The organism is Pseudomonas sp. NFPP12 (assembly GCF_900103205.1).
Classification (GTDB): domain Bacteria; phylum Pseudomonadota; class Gammaproteobacteria; order Pseudomonadales; family Pseudomonadaceae; genus Aquipseudomonas; species Aquipseudomonas protegens.
On the sequence record NZ_FMWW01000008.1, the window covers coordinates 168,289 to 185,004 of the forward strand.

Consider the following 16,716-nt stretch of genomic DNA (forward strand, 5'->3'; position numbering starts at 1 on the left):
CTCACATCCGTCCGTACCTCTCCCCACCGGCCGTCCGACTGGCGGCCGCGTTGCGCCCGAGGCTCAGTGCGTAGGCGCCAGGTCCTGTACCTGCGGTGCTCCATTGACCCGCAGTTGCAGGGTCGACTCGGCCGCCAGGGTTTCCGGCACCGGCCAGCGCATCACCGCCCCGGGCAACACATAGCCCAGCAGCCCAGGCGCCACGGGCCGGGCCTGCCCGCCCTGCTTGAAGGCCACATCGGTCAGGCGGGCGTGCACCGCGCCCTGGTTGCGCAGCTCGAAAAACGTCTTGCCGTCCACTGCCACCTTGCGCCAGCTCAGGTCCGGCACGCCGGCCCCCTTGGGATCGCGTGGACGGGAGGTGTCTTCCTTGCTCCACAGCCCGGCGCCATAGGCGAACAAAGGCACCGAGTAGCGCATCTGGAAGCGGATCGCTGCCGCACTCTTGGCATCCCCTTCCGGGGTGATGGGCTTGGCCGAGGGAATCTCGTCGATGATGATCCGGTACGCCAGCTCCTGCCCCGGTGGCACCTCGCGGGTGCGGGTCAGGCGTACCAGTTGCTTCTGCCCCGGCTCGATCTTCGCCACCGGCGGGCTGCCGATGACATCGCGCTGGTTCTGGTACTGGTCGGCAAAGCCGCTCTGGCTCCAGGCAAACACCCGGATCTGCAGGTTGGCGGTCTCGGTACCGCGGTTCTCCAGCCACAGCGCGCTGGCCTGCTGATCGGCCTCCAGTACCGGGTCGATCGGCCAGATCAGCACCGAACTGGCGGCCTGGACCCTGGGTACAACTGCCAACAGCCCCGCCAGGATCAGATAACCGGTCCCCCGCATGCCCTGCAAAGGTAAATGCATACTGCTACTCCTTGTCCGCCTGCCGGCTGGTTATGAATGCGCCCCATCACCACGACAGCTGCACCTGCAGCACATCGCTGTACGTCCCCCCAGGCTGATTGCCCGGCAACTGCACCTGCCCGTAGATCGGCAGGCTGATGTTATTGGCATCGCTGTAGGCCACGGCCACGCTCTGGCCTATCCCCAGGCTCTGGCTGTAGCCCGCATCGCGAAACAACTGATAGGCCACCCGCGCACTGCCGCTATTGAGCTGCATGTGCCGGCCGCTGCTGTTGTACTGGCCTCCGTCCACCGTCATGTTCAGGGTCACCCCCGGCGTGCACTGCAACTGCACGCCCCCGGTGAGCGCCACTCTGACCGTGCTGGTGGACAGCGCCGACTGGCTGCCGAAGGCCAGGCTGCCGTAGTTGCTGACGCCCCCCACCACCAGGCACCCGGCGGTGATGGTGGCGCTGACCTGGAAGCTCTGGCTGGTGGCCGCAGCGATCCACCCCGGCCAGGCACTCGCGCAGGCCAGGAGCAGCAGCGCACAAGCGTGGCTGGCCATGGCATCAGAAGGTCAGTTGCACGGACACCGTATCGGTGTAGGTGCCGGCCGGTAGCCCCGCCTTGCCCACCGCCTGGCCATAGAGGTTCACGGTTTGCGCCACCCCGGTGCTTGGCGCCAGGTTGATCACGCCGTTGATCGCGACGATCTGCGAATGCCCGGAGTCGGTGTACAGGTCATAGGGCACATAGTTGGCCACCCCGTCGAACAGGGCCCGGGTGCCACCGGTGGACTTGCCGTCATTGGCGCCACCCTGGATGGTCAGGGTCGGCGTGGTGCCGGTGGAGCAGAGGATCGACAGCGCGCCGCCACCGCCGCCCAGCACCTGGCCGGTGGCCGTGGTGAACAGGCTGTTGGTGGTGCCGAAGTTCAGGGCACCGAAGTTCAGCCCGGTGCTGCCGCCGACGCCGTTGACCTGGCAACTGCTGGTGAGGATCAGGGTCGAGCTGATCTGCCCGGTGACCGTGGTGGCGGCATTGGCCGTTGAAGCCATGACCAGCCCCAACAGAGGCCAGCCGATTCTGGATACAAGCGCGTGCATGATGTGTGTCCTCTCATGGTTTACCAATCCAGCGTGATGGTCAGGGTGTCGGTGTAGAGCCCTGCCGGAACCGCGCGGGTATTCGCGACCACAGAGCCGAACACCGGGATGGGAATCCGTCTGCCGCTGCTCACTGCGAAATTGCGCTGCTGGCCGATGCTGTAGCTGTCGCTACCGGATGCATCGACGAACAATCGATAGGGAATGGTCTGGCGGCCATTGCTCAAGCGCCGGGTCGTGCCGTCGCCGTTGAGGCCGCCATTGATGGTCACGGTGAAGCCGGTGACCGAGGAGTTGCAGGCCACCTGCAGCTGGCCCTCGGCGCTGTTGGTGAGGCTGGCCTTGATCGGCGCGACCCAGGTCGGGCCCTGCTGGCCGAAGTTGAGCATGCCCGGGTCGCCGATCGGGCTGGCAGACGGATCGCCGCCGCTGCTGACCTGGCAGGCAGCGGTAATCACCAGGCGTGCCTGGATCTGCCCGCTGATTGCCGCCTGGGCGTCGTCCGCCAACAGGCACAACGAACCCAGGGCGACAATCGTCCAGGTCCTGCCTTTCATTGCAGCCATCCCAGTTCCATCAGGACTCCCACATGGGCCGTTCACCATGAACCGCCCTCCCTGCTCTGCCCCGTTACTCGTGGCAGCATTCATGCCCCGGCCCTACCAGGTCAGGGTCACTTTCAATACATCGGAATAACCGCCGGCCCGAGGGATCTCGGCCAAAGGTTCGATACGCCCGTACAAGGGCAGGTCCACCGTGCCGGAATCCGGCACCCGGCCACTGACCGGTACATTCACCGGCAGCGGAATCCGCCGGGCCGGGTCCTGGTAGAGGCGATAAGGAATGGGTTTGCCGGCCTGGGTGTTGCTGGCCAGGTAGCGCACTTCGCCGACGCCACCGTGCAGGCCGCCGTCGATGCGCATCTGATAGGGGGTATCGGGGTTGCATTCCAGGCGCGGCTGGCGGCTGCCCGGCAGTGCCGCCGACAAGGGCCCGGCCGGGTCGTCCAGGCGTGCGGTGCTGCCGAAGTCCAGGGTACCGAGCTGTTCGATCCCCGCTTCGCGCTGCTGGCCGACCAACTGGCAGCCACGCAGCACATCGACCCGGACCTGCACCTGCAAGTCCGCGGCCCCTGCTGTCGCGCTGAGCAATGCGCTCATCACTGCCACACCCTTATATCCATTCAAGGCCTCAATCCTTATGAGGAGCATTCGCTGAAGTCAGGTTAGCAACCCGCGGGGAAACCGCCAGTTAGCGTATTAATTGCTCACGGCATGAGCGCTGCGCCGGGACGGCTGCAGCCATGCCTTTTCGAGATGACTGGCCGGGGCATTTTCTATTGGTTAAATTGGCGCGCCGCTCTTAAGGTGAGCGGCCTGGAACCATCGGGGTAATCAACATTGGCCGCTTTACCGCCAAAACCTGCACAGACTCGATCTCCCTGGCGTCGCCTGTTCGCCAGGCCCGCCCGCCGCCCGAGCGCCGCTGGCGCGCTGATCCATGACTACTTTCGCCATAAGGCCCTGGACCTGGGCTACACCCTGAGCCATGGCCAGTTGCAGGTGATCGAGCGCATGGGGCAACTGGCCGACGCCCTGGAGCAGGCCACCCCGCAGGCGCCGAGCCTGTACCTGTATGGCGCCGTGGGGCGGGGCAAGAGCTGGCTGCTGGACGGTTTCTTCCGCGCCCTGCCCATCACCGAGAAACAGCGCCTGCATTTCCATGACTTCTTCGCCCAACTGCACCAGGGCATGTTTCGCCACCAGCAGCAGGCCGATGCCCTGGAAACCACCCTGGACGAGCTGCTCCGCCAGTGCCGGGTACTGTGTTTCGATGAGTTCCATGTCCACGACATCGGCGACGCCATGCTCATCACCCGGCTGTTCAAGGCCCTGTTCAAGCGCGGCATCGTGCTGCTGGTGACCTCCAACTACGCCCCCGAAGGCCTGCTGCCCAACCCGCTGTACCATGCCCGCTTCAAACCGGTGATCGAACTGATCAACGCGCGCATGCAGGTCATGGAAGTCGGCGGTGCCGAGGATTACCGGACCCACGCGCAAACCCACGAACAACAGGCCTTTACCCGGGGGCAGTATCTCTGGCCCGGCACCGCGGCCCAGCGCCAGGCGCTCAAGCTGCCCGAACGCCATGCCCCGGCAACGCTGCTGCAGGTCGGCAGCCGCCAGCTGACCACCCGCCAGCGCCAGCAGCGCAGCATCCGCTTCGAATTCAACGACCTGTGCCAGCAGCCCACGGCAGTCATGGACTACCTGGAACTGAGCCGCCAGTTCGACACCTGGATCATCGATGAACTGCCGCCACTGGCTGAGTGCTCGATCGCCGCCCAGCAGCGCTTCATCAATCTGATCGACGTGCTCTACGACCAGGACAAGCGCCTGCTGCTGATCGGCCAGCGCCCGCTGGCCGAAAGCCTGGGCGGCCACGCCATCGACCTGGCCCGCACCCGCAGCCGCCTCGGGCAATTGCAGGAAATCGGCCCCGAGCACCCGCTTGAGCAGGTAGCCACATGAGTTCGATCAGCTTTTGCGAGCTGGTGTGCCTGCACCTGCAAGATTCAACCCTCCAGCACTCCCGGCTATTTGGCCTGGAGAGTTTCTCGGCAGCCGAACTGGCGGCCAAAGGCTATGAGCGGGTCGGCGAGCCCCAGGACTTTCACCAGTATGAAAAAAGCTGCACGACGCGCTACCACCAGCGAACCCTGGAGGTGCTGTTCAAGTGCTACTTCCTTGACCGGCAACGGGTCGGCAGTGGCTTCAACCTGGCCCCCGGGGCCCGCCTGACGTCGGTGCTCAAGTACAGGAAACGCCTTGCGGCCCAACAAAACCTGCCCCCTTCGCAGTTGGCGTTCCATTTCTCGGACGACAAGCAGGAAGGCGCGGTGATTCTGGATGACCGGCACGTCATGCGTTTCAACCAATGGAGCCGCCAGGGCGCCTACCTGCTTGCAACCCTGGAGAGCGACTTCGACCTGGAAAGCCCGCTGGGCAGAGCCGCCACCGGATCGGTAAAAAATACCCTGGAGCACCACAGCCTGGAGTCGATGCTGGCTGAGGCCGGGAACTCCAGGCAACCCGCGGCATTTCGCCGGCTGGCTGGAGCACTGCAAGATGCAAGCATTTGACCGCAAAGAGATTTACCGACTGGCAGAGGCGCTCTTGCGCGCCATTGAGCATGCCCAGCCGAAGGCATTGGCGGCAGTTGGCGTGAGCCCGGCCATTTATGCAGAAATCCTCGAAGAGCTGGACAGCTCGGGAGAACAGGCCGGCGACCTGGCCCTTGCGCCCTATGATCGGGCATTCCAGCCGGATCGCAGCGGCCGGGTCGCCCTGGACCTTTACCCACTGGACACCGAGCCATCAGCCATGAGAGTGGCCTGCCAGCTGTGGTCCAAAGGCCGCAAGACCGACCTGACCCTGATTGCCGACTACGTTCAGGGAGCGGGCGCGTTGGCCTTCAGGCTGCTGGAAACCCAATAGCATTCATCCCATGGCCGCTCAGGCAGCAGAAACCGCCGAACTGCTTTATTCTGCCCGCCTTTTTCTTCTTTCGAGTGTTGACGCTGTTCATGGATACCCTTGCCCAACTGCGGGCTGGCCAACTGGCCGGCATCAAGCGCCTGGACCTGTCCTGCGGGCTGACCGAGTTCCCCCGGGAAATCTTCGATCTGGCCGACTCCCTGGAGATCCTCAACCTCAGTGGCAACGCCCTGAGCAGCCTGCCCGAGGACCTGCACCGACTCACTCGCCTGCGCATCCTGTTCTGCTCGGACAACCGGTTCAGTGAAGTACCGGCCTGCCTCGGCCAATGCCTGCAACTGAGCATGATCGGCTTCAAGGCCAACCGCATCGAGCGGGTGCCGGCCGCCGCCCTGCCACCGCAGCTGCGCTGGCTGATCCTCACCGATAACCGCATCGCTGAGCTGCCGGAAGAACTGGGCCAGCGCCCGCTGCTGCAAAAACTCATGCTCGCCGGCAACCGCCTGACCCGCCTGCCCGAAAGCCTGGGCCAGTGCCACCGCCTGGAACTGCTGCGGATTGCCGCCAACCGCCTGACCGAGCTGCCGCCCTTCCTCCTCGCGCTGCCGCGCCTGACCTGGCTGGCCTACGCCGGCAATCCGCTGGAGTCGGAAGCCGACGCCACGGCGCTGGCATCCACGCCAAGCATCCCCTGGAGCGAACTGACCCTGGAACAGCGCCTGGGCGAAGGCGCCTCGGGGGTGATTCACCAGGCGCAGTGGCAGCCCGCCGGGCAACCGCCGCGGGCGGTGGCGGTCAAGCTGTACAAGGGCGAGATGACCAGCGACGGCTCGCCGCTGCATGAAATGAACGCCTGCATCAGCGCCGGGCTGCACCCGAACCTGATCCGCGTCGAAGGCCGCATCCTCGACCACCCCCAGGGCCAGAACGGCCTGGTGATGCAACTAATCGACAAAAGTTTTGCCAACCTTGCAGCGCTGCCCAGCCTGGACTCCTGCTCCCGGGACATCTACCCGGACGACACCCGCTTCAACGCCGACGTAACCCTGGGCATCGCCCTGGGCATCGCCTCGGTGGGCGCCCACCTGCACGCCCAGGGCATTACCCATGGCGACCTCTATGGCCACAACACCTTGTGGAACGCCCAGGGCGACTGCCTGCTGGGTGATTTTGGCGCAGCGTCCTTCCATGCCCAGGACGACACCGTGCAAAGCCGGGCGCTGCAACGCCTTGAAGTGCGGGCCTTCGGTATCTTGCTGGAGGAATTGCTGGAGCGCGGGGATGGCTCGCTGAGCCTGGGGCAACAGCAGAAACTGGCGGCGCTGGTGCAGCGCTGCTGCCAGCCGGAGGTACTGGCGCGACCGGGCTTTACCCAGGTCTGCGAGGAATTGGCGGGGCTTTAAAACAGCTTCGCCGGCCAGTCGGCTCCTACAGAGGAATGCAGGAGCCGGCTGGCCGGCGAATCGCCTTAGCCTGCCAGGCCGACGAACATGTCCTGCACGTCGTCATGGTTGTCCAGGCCTTCGAGGAACGCCTCGACTTCAGCCATCTGCTCATCGCTCAGGCCGCTGACCGGGTTCTTCGGCTGGTAGCCAAGCTTGGCCGAAAGCACGGTGAAACCTTGCTCGGGCAGGGCTTTCTGTACCGCATCCAGGTCCGCAGGCTCGGTCAGGAACAGGGTCGCGCCCTCTTCGCCCGGCTCGAAGTCCTGGGCTCCAGCCTCGATGGCGGCCAGTTCCGGATCGGCGTCCGGGCTGTCCGGCGAGGCCTCGATCATGCCCACGTGGTTGAAATCCCAGGACACCGAACCCGAAGCGCCCAGTTGGCCCTTGCGGAACGCCACGCGGATTTCCGCCACGGTACGGTTGATGTTGTCGGTCACGCATTCAACGATCAGGGGTACCTGGTGCGGGGCAAAACCTTCGTAGGTCACGCGGTGGTACTGCACGGTCTCGCCCAGCTGGCCCGAGCCTTTCTTGATGGCACGCTCCAGGGTCTCGCGGGGCATCGAAGCCTTTTTCGCCTGTTCCACCACCAGCCGCAGGTGGGCGTTGGTGGCGGTGTCGGCGCCGTTACGTGCGGCGATGGTGATCTCTTTGACCAGCTTGCCGAAAATCTTGCCCTTGGCATTGGCTGCCGCTTCTTTGTGTTTAACCTTCCACTGTGCGCCCATTACTCACTCTCTTGATCTATGGCGTCGAGTTGGATTTGGCCGACGCGATGGGCAAGTTTATACGTCCTCAAGGCCCTGATCGACCAAAAAGTCAGTGGCTGGCAGGCTTCAGCCCTTGTCGGCCTTGCCGGCCGCCGCGGCGAAACGCGCCAGGCGCACATCCAGGTGCCGCGGCCGGCGCCCGTGGTCCTCGGCCCGCTCCTTGCGGCGGATGGCGTTGCGCACCACCAGCGAACCCAGGTAGCGGATCGGCTCCGGCGGGAAGTAGCCCAGGGGGCCATTGACCAGCGGCGAGCGAGTCCAGGGGTTGTCCAGCCCCTGCACCAGGGAGGCGAGGATCTGCCCGCCCATATGGCAGGGGCCGACGCCGCTGCCGGAATACCCGAAACCGTAGAACACATTGCCCGCGCGGCTCATCTGGCCGAAGAACGGCAAGCCGGTTACCGAGCGATCCGACGGGCCATTCCAGGTGGCCGCCACCGGCACGTCGGCAAAGGCCGGGAAGAACTGCCCCAGGCTGCGCTTGAGCAAGCCGGCGTAGGGCGACGGCTGGTTGAACACCGGCAGCATCCGCCCGCCGTAGGCGAAGGTGTTGCCGCCCTTGCCGAGCATGATCCGACCGTCCGGGGTGTTGTGGTAGTAGTGCACGAAGATCCGCGAATCCAGCACCGTCACGCCGCTGGTCAGGCCGATCTGCTGCAGCAGTTGGGGCCGCGGCTCGGTGATCAGCATGTCGCTGGAAACAATCGCCACGCTGCGCTCGAATTGCGGGAAGGCCCGGGCCATCCAGGCATTCATCGCCAGTACCACGCGCTCGGCGCGGATCTGCCCCAGGGGCGTGCGCAACAGCGCCGGGCGCCCCTCCTCCAGCCCGGTCATGGCGGTGTTCTCGTGAATCCTCACGCCCAGTTGCAGGGCCACCCGGCGCAGCCCGCGCACCAGCAGGCCCGGCTGTACGCTGGCCGCAGCTGGCGAATACCAGCCCTCCAGATGCTGGCTGGAACCGGCCATGCGCTGCACGTCGGCCAGGGGTCGCTTGTCGAAGGAGTTGATGCCGCGGCGCTCCAGCGCAGCGATCACGCCATCGGTGGAGCCGACCTGGGCCGGGTTGGTGGCCGTGTACAAAGTGCCGTCGAGGCGGTACTGGGCATCCACCCCGTAACGCTCGCAGAAGGCGCCGATGGCATAGATGCTCTGCTCGGATTCCTTGACCAGGCGCACGGCCTCCTCGACACCGAACAGCCGCTCCAGGGTGAAGTACTTGGCCGACCAGGACAGCGCGCAGCCGCCGTTGCGCCCACTGGCACCGGCGCCGCAGATATCCGCCTCGATCAGCAGCACGTCCAGCCCGGGGTTCTGCTCCTTGAGCATGATGGCGGTCCACAGCCCGGTGTAGCCGCCGCCGACAATCGCCACCTGGCAGGTCGTGTCGCCCGACAGTGGCGGGCACGCCGGTGAGGGTTGCTGTTGCAGGGCCTGTTCCAGCCAGAAAGGTCGCATGGTGAGTCTCCAGGTAAAAAACGGCGAGTGTGTTCGCTGGCAAGCCTGCTCCTACAAGCCTTCGTAGGAGCCGGTTTGCCGGCGAAGAGGCCCGAAAGTCAGGTACGCAGCGGTTTGATCAGCAAAGGTCCATTGGGAACGAGTGCGCGCACCGGTTCGAGCCCTTGGGGCCGGCTGTTCCAGTACGGCACCAGCACCAGGGCCGAGACCAGGGCGCAGGCGGCAAACACGATGAACACCGTGACCGTGTCGAAGTAACCCGGCAGCAGGCCACCCAGCACCGCGCCCACCGAGCCGCAGCCATTGACGAAACCGGCCGCGGTGGCCCCGGCCTTGGCCGAGCCGAAGTCGATGGCTGCAGCGCCACAGATCATCGAGTCCGGCCCGTACAGGGTCAGGCCCATGAAAAACAGCAGGGCCATCACCAGCACGACGCTGCCGGTATGCAGAGCGCCCATGAACAGCGCCAGGGACAGGGTCAGCGCCAGCAGGCTGATGACACAGGCCGGCATGCGCCGGGCGCCGAACAGCTTGTCCGAGGCCAGGCCGATCATCACCGGCCCCAGCAGCCCGGCCAGCTCGAAGCTGGTGGGCACGATCGCCGCCCCCACCTTGCCCACCGAGGGCATCTGTTCGTAGACGATCACCGGCCCCCACAGCAGGATCGCGTAACGCGCCGGCTTGAGCAGGAAGTACGACAGCCCGAGGATCAGCACCGTGCGGTTGCGCAGGATCTCGCGCAGCGGTTCCCAGACGCTCATGCGCCGTTCGGCGGCGTCTTCTTCGGCGCTCTGCGGGGGCAATGGCTCCACGGCCGGCAGGCCCACGTCCTCCGGGGTATTGCGCTGGAAGATGAAGAACAGCACCGCGGTCAGGCCCACCACCACCGCACTGGAAATGAACGCCGCGTGCCAGGTGCCGATCAGCGTATAGGCCCACCAGCCGGCAAAGGGCGAGGCCACCAGGCCGCCGAAGGCGTAGCAGGAACTCCACAGCCCCAGCACCCTGCCGCGCTGCCCGGCGGGAAAGAAACTGCCGATGTTCTTGCACAGCCCCGACCAGCCCGTGGACTGCGCCAGCCCCTGGACCAGCATGCAGGTGGCGAACACCGGCAAGGTGGCGAAGCTGCCCATCACCAGCGCCGCAGCGGCGGAAATCAGCAAGCCGCCCAGCACCACCACCCGCGGGCCGAAGCGGTCGGCGAAGATGCCCCAGGTGAACTGCCCCACGGCGTAGGCCGCCAGGTAGATGGCGTCGAGGTTGGCCATGGCCATCTTGTCGAGGGTGAAGTCGGGATCGTCGGCGATCCCAAGCTTGGCGACGGAAAAGGCTTTGCGGGTGAAGTAGAACGCCGCGTAGGCGATCCAGGTGATGGCGAAAATCTGCACGCGCCAACGTTTGATGGTGCCGATCTGCTTGTTCATTGTGGTTCTGACCTCAGGGTGAGTGTGCCGGCAGGATGCGAAGCAAACGCCTGTGTTTTTTATTCTTGAGCACTGCAGCAGGGTCCTCGCGGCGGGCGCTGCTGGTCAGATGAGTCCTGTTGCCGGCCCGTTTCGGGGACCGAAGCTGCACGCACAGGCCTCAGGGCCCGGTGCCGGTCGACCGACCGGTCACTGGGCTTGCAGGGATGGAAGCAATTACTGACTAATAAATGAAATCGATTTATCGTATTTCAAATATAAGCTCAGCTTGTAAGAGGTTTGGCCCATGTCGGTTTCCCACGCCCAATTGAAAGCCTTCCACGCCGTGGCGGTGCACGGCAGCTTCACCCGGGCGGCCGAACGCCTGTACCTGACGCAGCCGGCGATTTCCGACCAGGTGCGCAAGCTCGAAGAGCGCTTCGAGGTGCTGTTGTTTCATCGCAACAAGCGCTCGGTGCGCCTGACCGACCTGGGCGAGCGCCTGCTGGCCATCACCCAGCGCCTGTTCGTGGTGGAAGCCGAAGCCAAGGAGCTGCTGCAGGAGTCCCGGGCCTTGCAGACCGGCAGCCTGGTACTGGCGGTGGATGCCCCGGTGCATGTGCTGCCGCAGATCGCTCGGTTCTGCGAGCTGTACCCCGGGATCAATGTGAAGATCGAAACCGGCAACACCGATGAATCGCTGCTGCGCCTGTTCAATTACCAGGCCGACCTGGCTCTGCTGGGGCGGGCCGTGGACGACGAGCGCCTGCTGTCTCTGACCCTGCGCAACGACCCGATGGTGGCGTTCGTCTCCCGTCACCACCCCTGGGCCGGCCGCCAGTCCATCTGCCTCGCCGACCTGGACGACACGCCCCTGGTGCTGCGGGAGGTCGGCTCGGTAACCCGCCAGACCCTGGAAGAGGAAATGAACCGCGCCGGCCTGCGCATCCGCCCGACCATCCAGGTGGAAGGTCGCGAAGCCGCGCGCGAAGCGGTGGTGGTGGGCATTGGCGTGGGGGTGGTCTCGGCGGCGGAGTTCGGCGCCGACGCCCGGGTCTGCGCCCTGCCGATCGTCGACTGCCAGCGACGCCTGACCGAAACCCTGGTGTGCCTGCGCGAACAGAGTTCGCGACGGATCGTCGCCACCTTCCTCGACCTGGTACGCGAAAGCCTGGCCTCCCCCACCGCCCTGTAGGAACCGGCTCGCCGGCGAAGGTGATCTCCAGGCACCACTACCGTAGGAGCCGGCTTGCCGGCGAAAGCGATCCCCCAGACACCGCTACCGCAGGAGCCTGGCTTGCCGGCGAAGGCGATCTTTCGGGCCTCTACGCCGGCAAGCCAGCTCCTACAAGAGTGGAGGTGGGCTCAGGCTGGAGCCAGGGCGAAAAACGCCTGGATCAGGCGCAGGTCCCGGCGCCGCTCCACGCAGCCGATCATGTGCCGGTTGACCAGCCCCGCACCGCGGATCGGCACCGTGCGCACCCGCGGGTCGTGGCCAACCTCCACCGAACTGACAATGCCCACCCCCAGGTGCGCCGCCACCGCCTCGGTCACCGCTTCGCGGCTGTCCAGCTCCAGCAGCACCCGGGGCTGGACCTGGGCCAACCCACAGGCCTCATCGAACGTCCGGCGGGTGATCGAACCCAGTTCGCGCAGCACCATGATCACCTGGTCCAACTGCTCGATGGCGACGCCCTCGGCCAGTTCCAGCCAAGGGTGCCCATCGGGCACCAAGGCACAGATCCGCGACTCGCCCAGGCTTTGCAGGTGCAGGCCCTTGCGCGGCTCGACCTCGGTCAGCACCGCCACGTCGGCATGCTCGGACAACAGCGCCGCCAGGGTTTCCTGGGCATTGCCCAGGCGCAGGTTGACCGTCACCCCCGGGTAGCGCGCCCGCAGGCTGGCCAGCATCGGCATGACCAGATGGGGGCCATCCGCTGCCACTTCCAGGCGCCCGGTGAGCAATTGCCGGTTGGCCTCGAGCATGGCCTGGGCCTCTTCCGCCAGGCCGAACATGGCCCGGGTAATGGCCGCCAGCTTGATGCCCTCTTCGGTCAGTTCCACCCGGCGCGCAGTGCGCCGCAGCAAGGTGATCTGGTAATGCTCTTCCAGGGCCTTGATATGCCCGGTGACTGCCGGCTGGCTGATGAACAGCCGCCCGGCGGCCCGGGTAAAGCTGCCTTCCCGGGCCACGGCGTCGAATGCGCGGAGTTGAAACAGGTTCATAGCTATCGGCCTCACTGATGGCTGGCATAACAACAAACAATTTGATTGATGACAAGGCAAACTGCAATTTAGTCCCCGTAGCGTCATCCCCACCTTTTCGAGGACACAGCATGAGCATCGCCGAGCCAATCCTGCTTACCCCCGGCCCCCTGACCACCTCCGCCCGCACCCGCCAGGCAATGCTGGTGGACTGGGGTTCGTGGGATGACCGCTTCAACCAGTTGACCGCCAGCCTGTGCCAACAGCTGCTGGCCATCATCCAGGGCGCCGACAGCCATCACTGCGTGCCCCTGCAAGGCAGTGGCACCTTCGCCGTGGAAGCGGCCATCGGTACCCTGGTGCCCCGCGACGGCAAGGTCCTGGTGCTGATCAACGGCGCCTACGGCAAGCGCCTGGCGAAGATCTGCGAAGTGCTCGGCCGGGATTTCAGCACCTTCGAAACCGCCGAGGACCAGCCCACCACGGCCGCGGATGTCGAGCGCCTGCTCCAGGCCGACAGCAGCATCAGCCACGTGGCGCTGATCCACTGCGAAACCAGCACCGGTATCCTCAACCCGCTGCCGGAAATCGCCCAGGTGGTGGCCAGCCATGGCAAGCGCCTGATCATCGACGCCATGAGTTCCTTCGGCGCGCTACCCATCGATGCCCGGGAAATCCCCTTCGATGCGCTGATTGCCGCCTCCGGCAAATGCCTGGAAGGCGTGCCCGGCATGGGCTTTGTCTTCGCTGCCAAGGCGTCCCTGGCCCAGGCCGGCGGCAATGCCCACTCCCTGGCCATGGACCTGCACGACCAGCACAGCTACATGGCCAAGACCGGCCAGTGGCGCTTCACCCCACCGACCCACGTGGTCGCCGCGCTGCACGAAGCCCTGCTGCAATACGCCGAGGAAGGTGGCCTGCCGGCGCGCCACGCCCGCTACGCCGACAACTGCCAGACACTGCTCGATGGCATGGGCGAGTTGGGCCTGCGCAGTTTTCTGCCGGAAGCGATCCAGGCACCGATCATCGTCACCTTCCACGCCCCGAAAGATCCCCGCTACCAGTTCAAGGATTTCTACGAGCGGGTCAAGGCCAAGGGTTTCATCCTCTACCCGGGCAAGCTGACCCAGGTCGAAACCTTCCGCGTGGGCTGCATCGGCCATGTCGACCGCCGCGGCATGCAGGCTGCCGTCGCCGCCATCGCCGAAGTGCTGCAAGAGATGGAAGTCCTCGATATCTGACTCCCCACCGAGCCTGTAGGAGCGAGCTTGCTCGCGAATCAGGCGACGCGATACCGAACCTTTTTTGCGAGCAAGCTCGCTCCTACACAGGCATCGAAACCATGAACTACAGCAACCCTTCTCAGCTGCAAGCGGCAATCCTCGACTGGGCCGGCACCGTGGTCGACTTCGGCTCCTTTGCCCCGACCCAGATCTTTGTCGAAGCCTTCGCCGAGTTCGATGTGCAGGTGTCCATCGAAGAAGCCCGCGGCCCCATGGGCATGGGCAAGTGGGACCACATCCGCACCCTGTGCGACCTGCCGGAGGTGGCCGAGCGCTATCGCAAGGTCTTCGGCCGCACCCCGACTGACGCCGATGTGACCGCCATCTACGAACGCTTCATGCCGTTGCAGATCGAGAAGATCGCCGAGCACTCGGCGCTGATCCCCGGCGCCCTGGAGGTGATCGCCAAGCTGCGTGAACAGGGGATCAAGATCGGCTCCTGCTCCGGCTACCCCAAGCAGGTGATGGACAAGGTGGTAGCCCTGGCCGCCACCAACGGCTACACCGCCGACCACGTGGTGGCCACCGACGAAGTGCCCAACGGCCGCCCATGGCCAGCCCAGGCCCTGGCCAACGTGATCGCCCTGGGCATCGACGACGTGGCCGCCTGCGTGAAGATCGACGACACCGTACCGGGCATTCTCGAAGGCCGCCGCGCCGGCATGTGGACCGTGGCGCTGACCTGCTCGGGCAATGCCCTGGGCCTGACCTACGAAGGCTACCGGGCCCTGGCCAGCGACACCCTGGCCAGCGAGCGCAAGCGCATCCACAAGCTGTTCGAGGCTTCGCGCCCGCACTACCTGATCGACACCATCGCCGACCTGCCCCAGGTGATCGCCGACATCAACCAGCGCCTGGCCCGGGGGGAAATGCCCCAGGGCAACTGATTCAGGCACGGGGCAATATTAAAAAACGGCGGTGCCTTCGGGGCCGCCGTTTTTTCATACCCGCCCACCGCCCCGGCGCTGCACAGGGGGGCGATAAAAGCCGCTACAGCTCCAGGCAGACCGGCATAAAGCGGATTACAGTTAAAGCACTCCGTCGCTCAAGAACGGAAGCTTCAGACCTGATGACCGAGGATGTCCCGTATGCCCTGGAAAAACACTGAGTCTCGCTACAGCACCATGACGATCGCCCTGCACTGGTTGATGCTGGTGCTACTGGCCGTGGTTTACGCCTGTATCGAATTTCGCGGCATCTTCCCCAAAGGCAGCGGTGGTCGCACGCTGATTGTCGAAGCCCACTTCATGCTCGGCCTGACAGTGTTTGCGCTGGTCTGGCTGCGCCTGTTCGCTCGCGCCCAGGGCGTAGCGCCGAAGATCCTGCCCACCCCGCCCCACTGGCAACGGCTGCTGTCGACCCTGATGCACTGGGCGCTGTACCTGTTCATGATCGCCATGCCGATCCTCGGCTGGCTGACCACCAGCGCCAAGGGCCATCAGGTGATGTTCTACGGCCTCGACCTGCCGCTGCTGCTGGCCGAGAACAAGCCACTGGCCAAGCAGCTCCAGGGCTGGCACGAACTGCTGGGTACGGTCGGCTACTGGCTGATCGGGCTGCACGCCCTGGCCGGGCTCTACCACCACTACGTGATGCGCGACAACACTCTGCAACGCATGTGGCGCAAGCGCGGTCAGGCCTGAGCCAACAGCCCGCGGCGGCCCTGCAGGCCGCCGGTATGCACAAAGATCAACCGGCAACCCGGGGAGAAACGCCCGGCCTGGACCTGTTCCTGCAACGCCAGCAGGGCCTTGCCGGTGTACAAGGGTTCAAGCGGTAGAGCGCATTGTTGTTCAGTGAGCCGGATAAACCCGCTTAACACTTCATCGACCTTGGCAAAACCGCCGCGGCTGCTGTCCAGCAGTTGATAACCGCCGCGGCCCTGCCCGGCCTCTTGCAAGATCCCCTCGACCTGCTGCGCCACCCCGTGATCCTCGGGAACCGCCAGGGCGCCGTAGACCGGATGCGCTCCGGCCTCCGCCAGCACCAGCCCGGCCAGGGTAGTGCCCGTGCCGGCGGCCAGCCACCAGCCGTGGTAGTCGCTCCAGCCCAGGCTCGGCAACTGCCGCCGCACCTGATCGCGCAGGGTCATGCAGCCCGCTGCGCCGGCCAGGCCACCGCCGCCTTCGGGCACCGGGTACAACTCCGGATACCGGGCCTGCCAGGGCGTCCAGAAACCCGCCTCGTGGCGCGCGCGATAACCGCCATAGCCCAGCCAGTGCAGGCGCATGCCGAAGGCTTGCAGGTCGAGCACCGTCGGTGTGTCCTGTGGATGGCCACGCAACAGACCCACGGTGGGAAAGGCAAAACGCCGGCCAGCAGCGGCCAGCGCATGCAGATGATTGGAATGGGCGCCCCCCAGGCTGATGATGCCGTGGGCACCGGCGGTGCGTGCCGCCGCCAGGTGTTCGGTCAGCTTGAACCACTTGTTGCCGCTGATCAGCGGGTCGATCAGGTCCAGGCGCAGCACCGCCACCTCGACCCCGGCCCGCGACAGCCAGTCCAGCTCCAGCCGTTGCAGTGGGGCGTGGGGTAACCAGTCGAAGGAGTCGGGGAAGGACATCGGCAGCGGGGGGTCGGGAAAGAAGCTGCGCAGTCTATCAGCTCCAGGCCCAGGCTCATCCTTGTAGCCGCTGCCGCAGGCTGCGAGCGGGTTCGCAGAACCCGCAAGACAGGCAACCGCGCTCGCTGGTTGCAGCGCGATTGCCCGCT

At 65.5% G+C, this 16,716-nt stretch carries 18 protein-coding genes; 8 read left to right on the forward strand and 10 right to left on the reverse strand.

What is annotated here, in order from left to right; translation table 11 throughout:
- Positions 1-63: 63 nt before the first annotated feature.
- From BLS75_RS30065 to BLS75_RS30085, 5 genes are all read right to left on the reverse strand, one after another.
- Entirely contained in the window at positions 64-834 is a 771-nt protein-coding gene (locus BLS75_RS30065) for a fimbrial biogenesis chaperone (protein WP_227454130.1), read from the reverse strand.
- A gap of 67 nt (positions 835-901) precedes the next feature.
- Positions 902-1,402, reverse strand: a complete 501-nt coding sequence (locus BLS75_RS30070) for a Csu type fimbrial protein (RefSeq protein WP_015636326.1) — start codon at positions 1,400-1,402, stop codon at positions 902-904.
- A gap of 4 nt (positions 1,403-1,406) precedes the next feature.
- Positions 1,407-1,943 carry a Csu type fimbrial protein gene (locus BLS75_RS30075; protein ID WP_015636327.1) on the reverse strand — a complete coding sequence of 179 codons (537 nt, stop codon included), beginning with the start codon at positions 1,941-1,943 and terminating at the stop codon, positions 1,407-1,409.
- Between the two features lie 20 nt (positions 1,944-1,963).
- Entirely contained in the window at positions 1,964-2,500 is a 537-nt protein-coding gene (locus BLS75_RS30080) for a Csu type fimbrial protein (RefSeq protein WP_011062241.1), read from the reverse strand.
- A 102-nt stretch (positions 2,501-2,602) separates the two neighbouring features.
- Positions 2,603-3,103, reverse strand: coding sequence for a Csu type fimbrial protein (locus BLS75_RS30085; RefSeq protein ID WP_029978055.1), 501 nt, complete (start codon positions 3,101-3,103; stop codon positions 2,603-2,605).
- Positions 3,104-3,343: 240 nt separating this feature from the next.
- On the opposite strand from BLS75_RS30085, the gene zapE reads away from it, so the two are divergent.
- From zapE to BLS75_RS30105, 4 genes are all read left to right on the forward strand, one after another.
- Positions 3,344-4,474, forward strand: coding sequence for a cell division protein ZapE (gene zapE / locus BLS75_RS30090; RefSeq protein WP_072452688.1), 1,131 nt, complete (start codon positions 3,344-3,346; stop codon positions 4,472-4,474).
- A complete protein-coding gene (locus tag BLS75_RS30095) occupies positions 4,471-5,085 on the forward strand; it encodes a hypothetical protein (protein WP_047337314.1) in 615 nt (204 codons plus the stop codon). Before zapE ends, BLS75_RS30095 begins: the two co-directional genes overlap by 4 nt.
- Positions 5,072-5,440: a hypothetical protein gene (locus BLS75_RS30100; protein ID WP_072452686.1), complete on the forward strand. Its 369-nt coding sequence runs from the start codon at positions 5,072-5,074 to the stop codon at positions 5,438-5,440. The genes BLS75_RS30095 and BLS75_RS30100 overlap by 14 nt, the downstream gene beginning before the upstream one ends.
- Positions 5,441-5,529: 89 nt before the next feature.
- Entirely contained in the window at positions 5,530-6,843 is a 1,314-nt protein-coding gene (locus tag BLS75_RS30105) for a leucine-rich repeat-containing protein kinase family protein (RefSeq protein ID WP_072452684.1), read from the forward strand.
- Positions 6,844-6,908: 65 nt separating this feature from the next.
- On the opposite strand, the gene BLS75_RS30110 is transcribed toward BLS75_RS30105, so the two are convergent.
- The 3 genes from BLS75_RS30110 to BLS75_RS30120 all read right to left on the reverse strand — a co-directional run bounded on the left by BLS75_RS30110 (position 6,909) and on the right by BLS75_RS30120 (position 10,537).
- A complete protein-coding gene (locus tag BLS75_RS30110; protein ID WP_011062247.1) occupies positions 6,909-7,613 on the reverse strand; it encodes a YebC/PmpR family DNA-binding transcriptional regulator in 705 nt (234 codons plus the stop codon).
- 108 nt (positions 7,614-7,721) lie between these two features.
- Positions 7,722-9,113: an FAD-dependent oxidoreductase gene (locus BLS75_RS30115; protein WP_072452682.1), complete on the reverse strand. Its 1,392-nt coding sequence runs from the start codon at positions 9,111-9,113 to the stop codon at positions 7,722-7,724.
- 98 nt (positions 9,114-9,211) lie between these two features.
- Positions 9,212-10,537: an MFS transporter gene (locus BLS75_RS30120; protein ID WP_019095130.1), complete on the reverse strand. Its 1,326-nt coding sequence runs from the start codon at positions 10,535-10,537 to the stop codon at positions 9,212-9,214.
- Between the two features lie 286 nt (positions 10,538-10,823).
- On the opposite strand from BLS75_RS30120, the gene BLS75_RS30125 reads away from it, so the two are divergent.
- A complete protein-coding gene (locus tag BLS75_RS30125) occupies positions 10,824-11,711 on the forward strand; it encodes a LysR substrate-binding domain-containing protein (protein ID WP_072452680.1) in 888 nt (295 codons plus the stop codon).
- A 170-nt stretch (positions 11,712-11,881) separates the two neighbouring features.
- Here BLS75_RS30125 and BLS75_RS30130 read toward each other — a convergent pair whose 3' ends face one another.
- Positions 11,882-12,742, reverse strand: coding sequence for a LysR substrate-binding domain-containing protein (locus BLS75_RS30130; protein ID WP_072452678.1), 861 nt, complete (start codon positions 12,740-12,742; stop codon positions 11,882-11,884).
- A gap of 110 nt (positions 12,743-12,852) precedes the next feature.
- Here BLS75_RS30130 and BLS75_RS30135 point away from each other — a divergent pair, with 110 nt between their 5' ends.
- The 3 genes from BLS75_RS30135 (at position 12,853) to BLS75_RS30145 (ending at position 15,647) form a co-directional block, all read left to right on the forward strand.
- Positions 12,853-13,962: a 2-aminoethylphosphonate--pyruvate transaminase gene (locus BLS75_RS30135; protein ID WP_011062252.1), complete on the forward strand. Its 1,110-nt coding sequence runs from the start codon at positions 12,853-12,855 to the stop codon at positions 13,960-13,962.
- 101 nt (positions 13,963-14,063) lie between these two features.
- Positions 14,064-14,891, forward strand: coding sequence for a phosphonoacetaldehyde hydrolase (gene phnX, locus BLS75_RS30140; RefSeq protein ID WP_047287945.1), 828 nt, complete (start codon positions 14,064-14,066; stop codon positions 14,889-14,891).
- Between the two features lie 201 nt (positions 14,892-15,092).
- Positions 15,093-15,647 (forward strand): cytochrome b, encoded by a 555-nt coding sequence (locus BLS75_RS30145; protein WP_011062254.1) that lies wholly within the window; start codon positions 15,093-15,095, stop codon positions 15,645-15,647.
- Here BLS75_RS30145 and BLS75_RS30150 read toward each other — a convergent pair.
- Positions 15,638-16,567: a 1-aminocyclopropane-1-carboxylate deaminase/D-cysteine desulfhydrase gene (locus BLS75_RS30150; RefSeq protein ID WP_072452676.1), complete on the reverse strand. Its 930-nt coding sequence runs from the start codon at positions 16,565-16,567 to the stop codon at positions 15,638-15,640. The two genes, BLS75_RS30145 and BLS75_RS30150, sit on opposite strands and share 10 nt — an antisense overlap.
- Positions 16,568-16,716 lie beyond the last annotated feature (149 nt).

What these genes read in the sequence shown, in the direction of transcription:
- BLS75_RS30065 (WP_227454130.1), bottom strand. Translation starts at nt 834, where the DNA reads ATGCGGGGGACCGGTTATCTGATCCTGGCGGGGCTGTTGGCAGTTGTA.
- BLS75_RS30070 (WP_015636326.1), bottom strand. Translation starts at nt 1,402, where the DNA reads ATGGCCAGCCACGCTTGTGCGCTGCTGCTCCTGGCCTGCGCGAGTGCC.
- BLS75_RS30075 (WP_015636327.1), bottom strand. Translation starts at nt 1,943, where the DNA reads ATGCACGCGCTTGTATCCAGAATCGGCTGGCCTCTGTTGGGGCTGGTC.
- BLS75_RS30080 (WP_011062241.1), bottom strand. Translation starts at nt 2,500, where the DNA reads ATGAAAGGCAGGACCTGGACGATTGTCGCCCTGGGTTCGTTGTGCCTG.
- BLS75_RS30085 (WP_029978055.1), bottom strand. Translation starts at nt 3,103, where the DNA reads ATGAGCGCATTGCTCAGCGCGACAGCAGGGGCCGCGGACTTGCAGGTG.
- BLS75_RS30095 (WP_047337314.1), top strand. Translation starts at nt 4,471, where the DNA reads ATGAGTTCGATCAGCTTTTGCGAGCTGGTGTGCCTGCACCTGCAAGAT.
- BLS75_RS30100 (WP_072452686.1), top strand. Translation starts at nt 5,072, where the DNA reads ATGCAAGCATTTGACCGCAAAGAGATTTACCGACTGGCAGAGGCGCTC.
- BLS75_RS30105 (WP_072452684.1), top strand. Translation starts at nt 5,530, where the DNA reads ATGGATACCCTTGCCCAACTGCGGGCTGGCCAACTGGCCGGCATCAAG.
- BLS75_RS30110 (WP_011062247.1), bottom strand. Translation starts at nt 7,613, where the DNA reads ATGGGCGCACAGTGGAAGGTTAAACACAAAGAAGCGGCAGCCAATGCC.
- BLS75_RS30115 (WP_072452682.1), bottom strand. Translation starts at nt 9,113, where the DNA reads ATGCGACCTTTCTGGCTGGAACAGGCCCTGCAACAGCAACCCTCACCG.
- BLS75_RS30120 (WP_019095130.1), bottom strand. Translation starts at nt 10,537, where the DNA reads ATGAACAAGCAGATCGGCACCATCAAACGTTGGCGCGTGCAGATTTTC.
- BLS75_RS30125 (WP_072452680.1), top strand. Translation starts at nt 10,824, where the DNA reads ATGTCGGTTTCCCACGCCCAATTGAAAGCCTTCCACGCCGTGGCGGTG.
- BLS75_RS30130 (WP_072452678.1), bottom strand. Translation starts at nt 12,742, where the DNA reads ATGAACCTGTTTCAACTCCGCGCATTCGACGCCGTGGCCCGGGAAGGC.
- BLS75_RS30135 (WP_011062252.1), top strand. Translation starts at nt 12,853, where the DNA reads ATGAGCATCGCCGAGCCAATCCTGCTTACCCCCGGCCCCCTGACCACC.
- phnX (WP_047287945.1), top strand. Translation starts at nt 14,064, where the DNA reads ATGAACTACAGCAACCCTTCTCAGCTGCAAGCGGCAATCCTCGACTGG.
- BLS75_RS30145 (WP_011062254.1), top strand. Translation starts at nt 15,093, where the DNA reads ATGCCCTGGAAAAACACTGAGTCTCGCTACAGCACCATGACGATCGCC.
- BLS75_RS30150 (WP_072452676.1), bottom strand. Translation starts at nt 16,567, where the DNA reads ATGTCCTTCCCCGACTCCTTCGACTGGTTACCCCACGCCCCACTGCAA.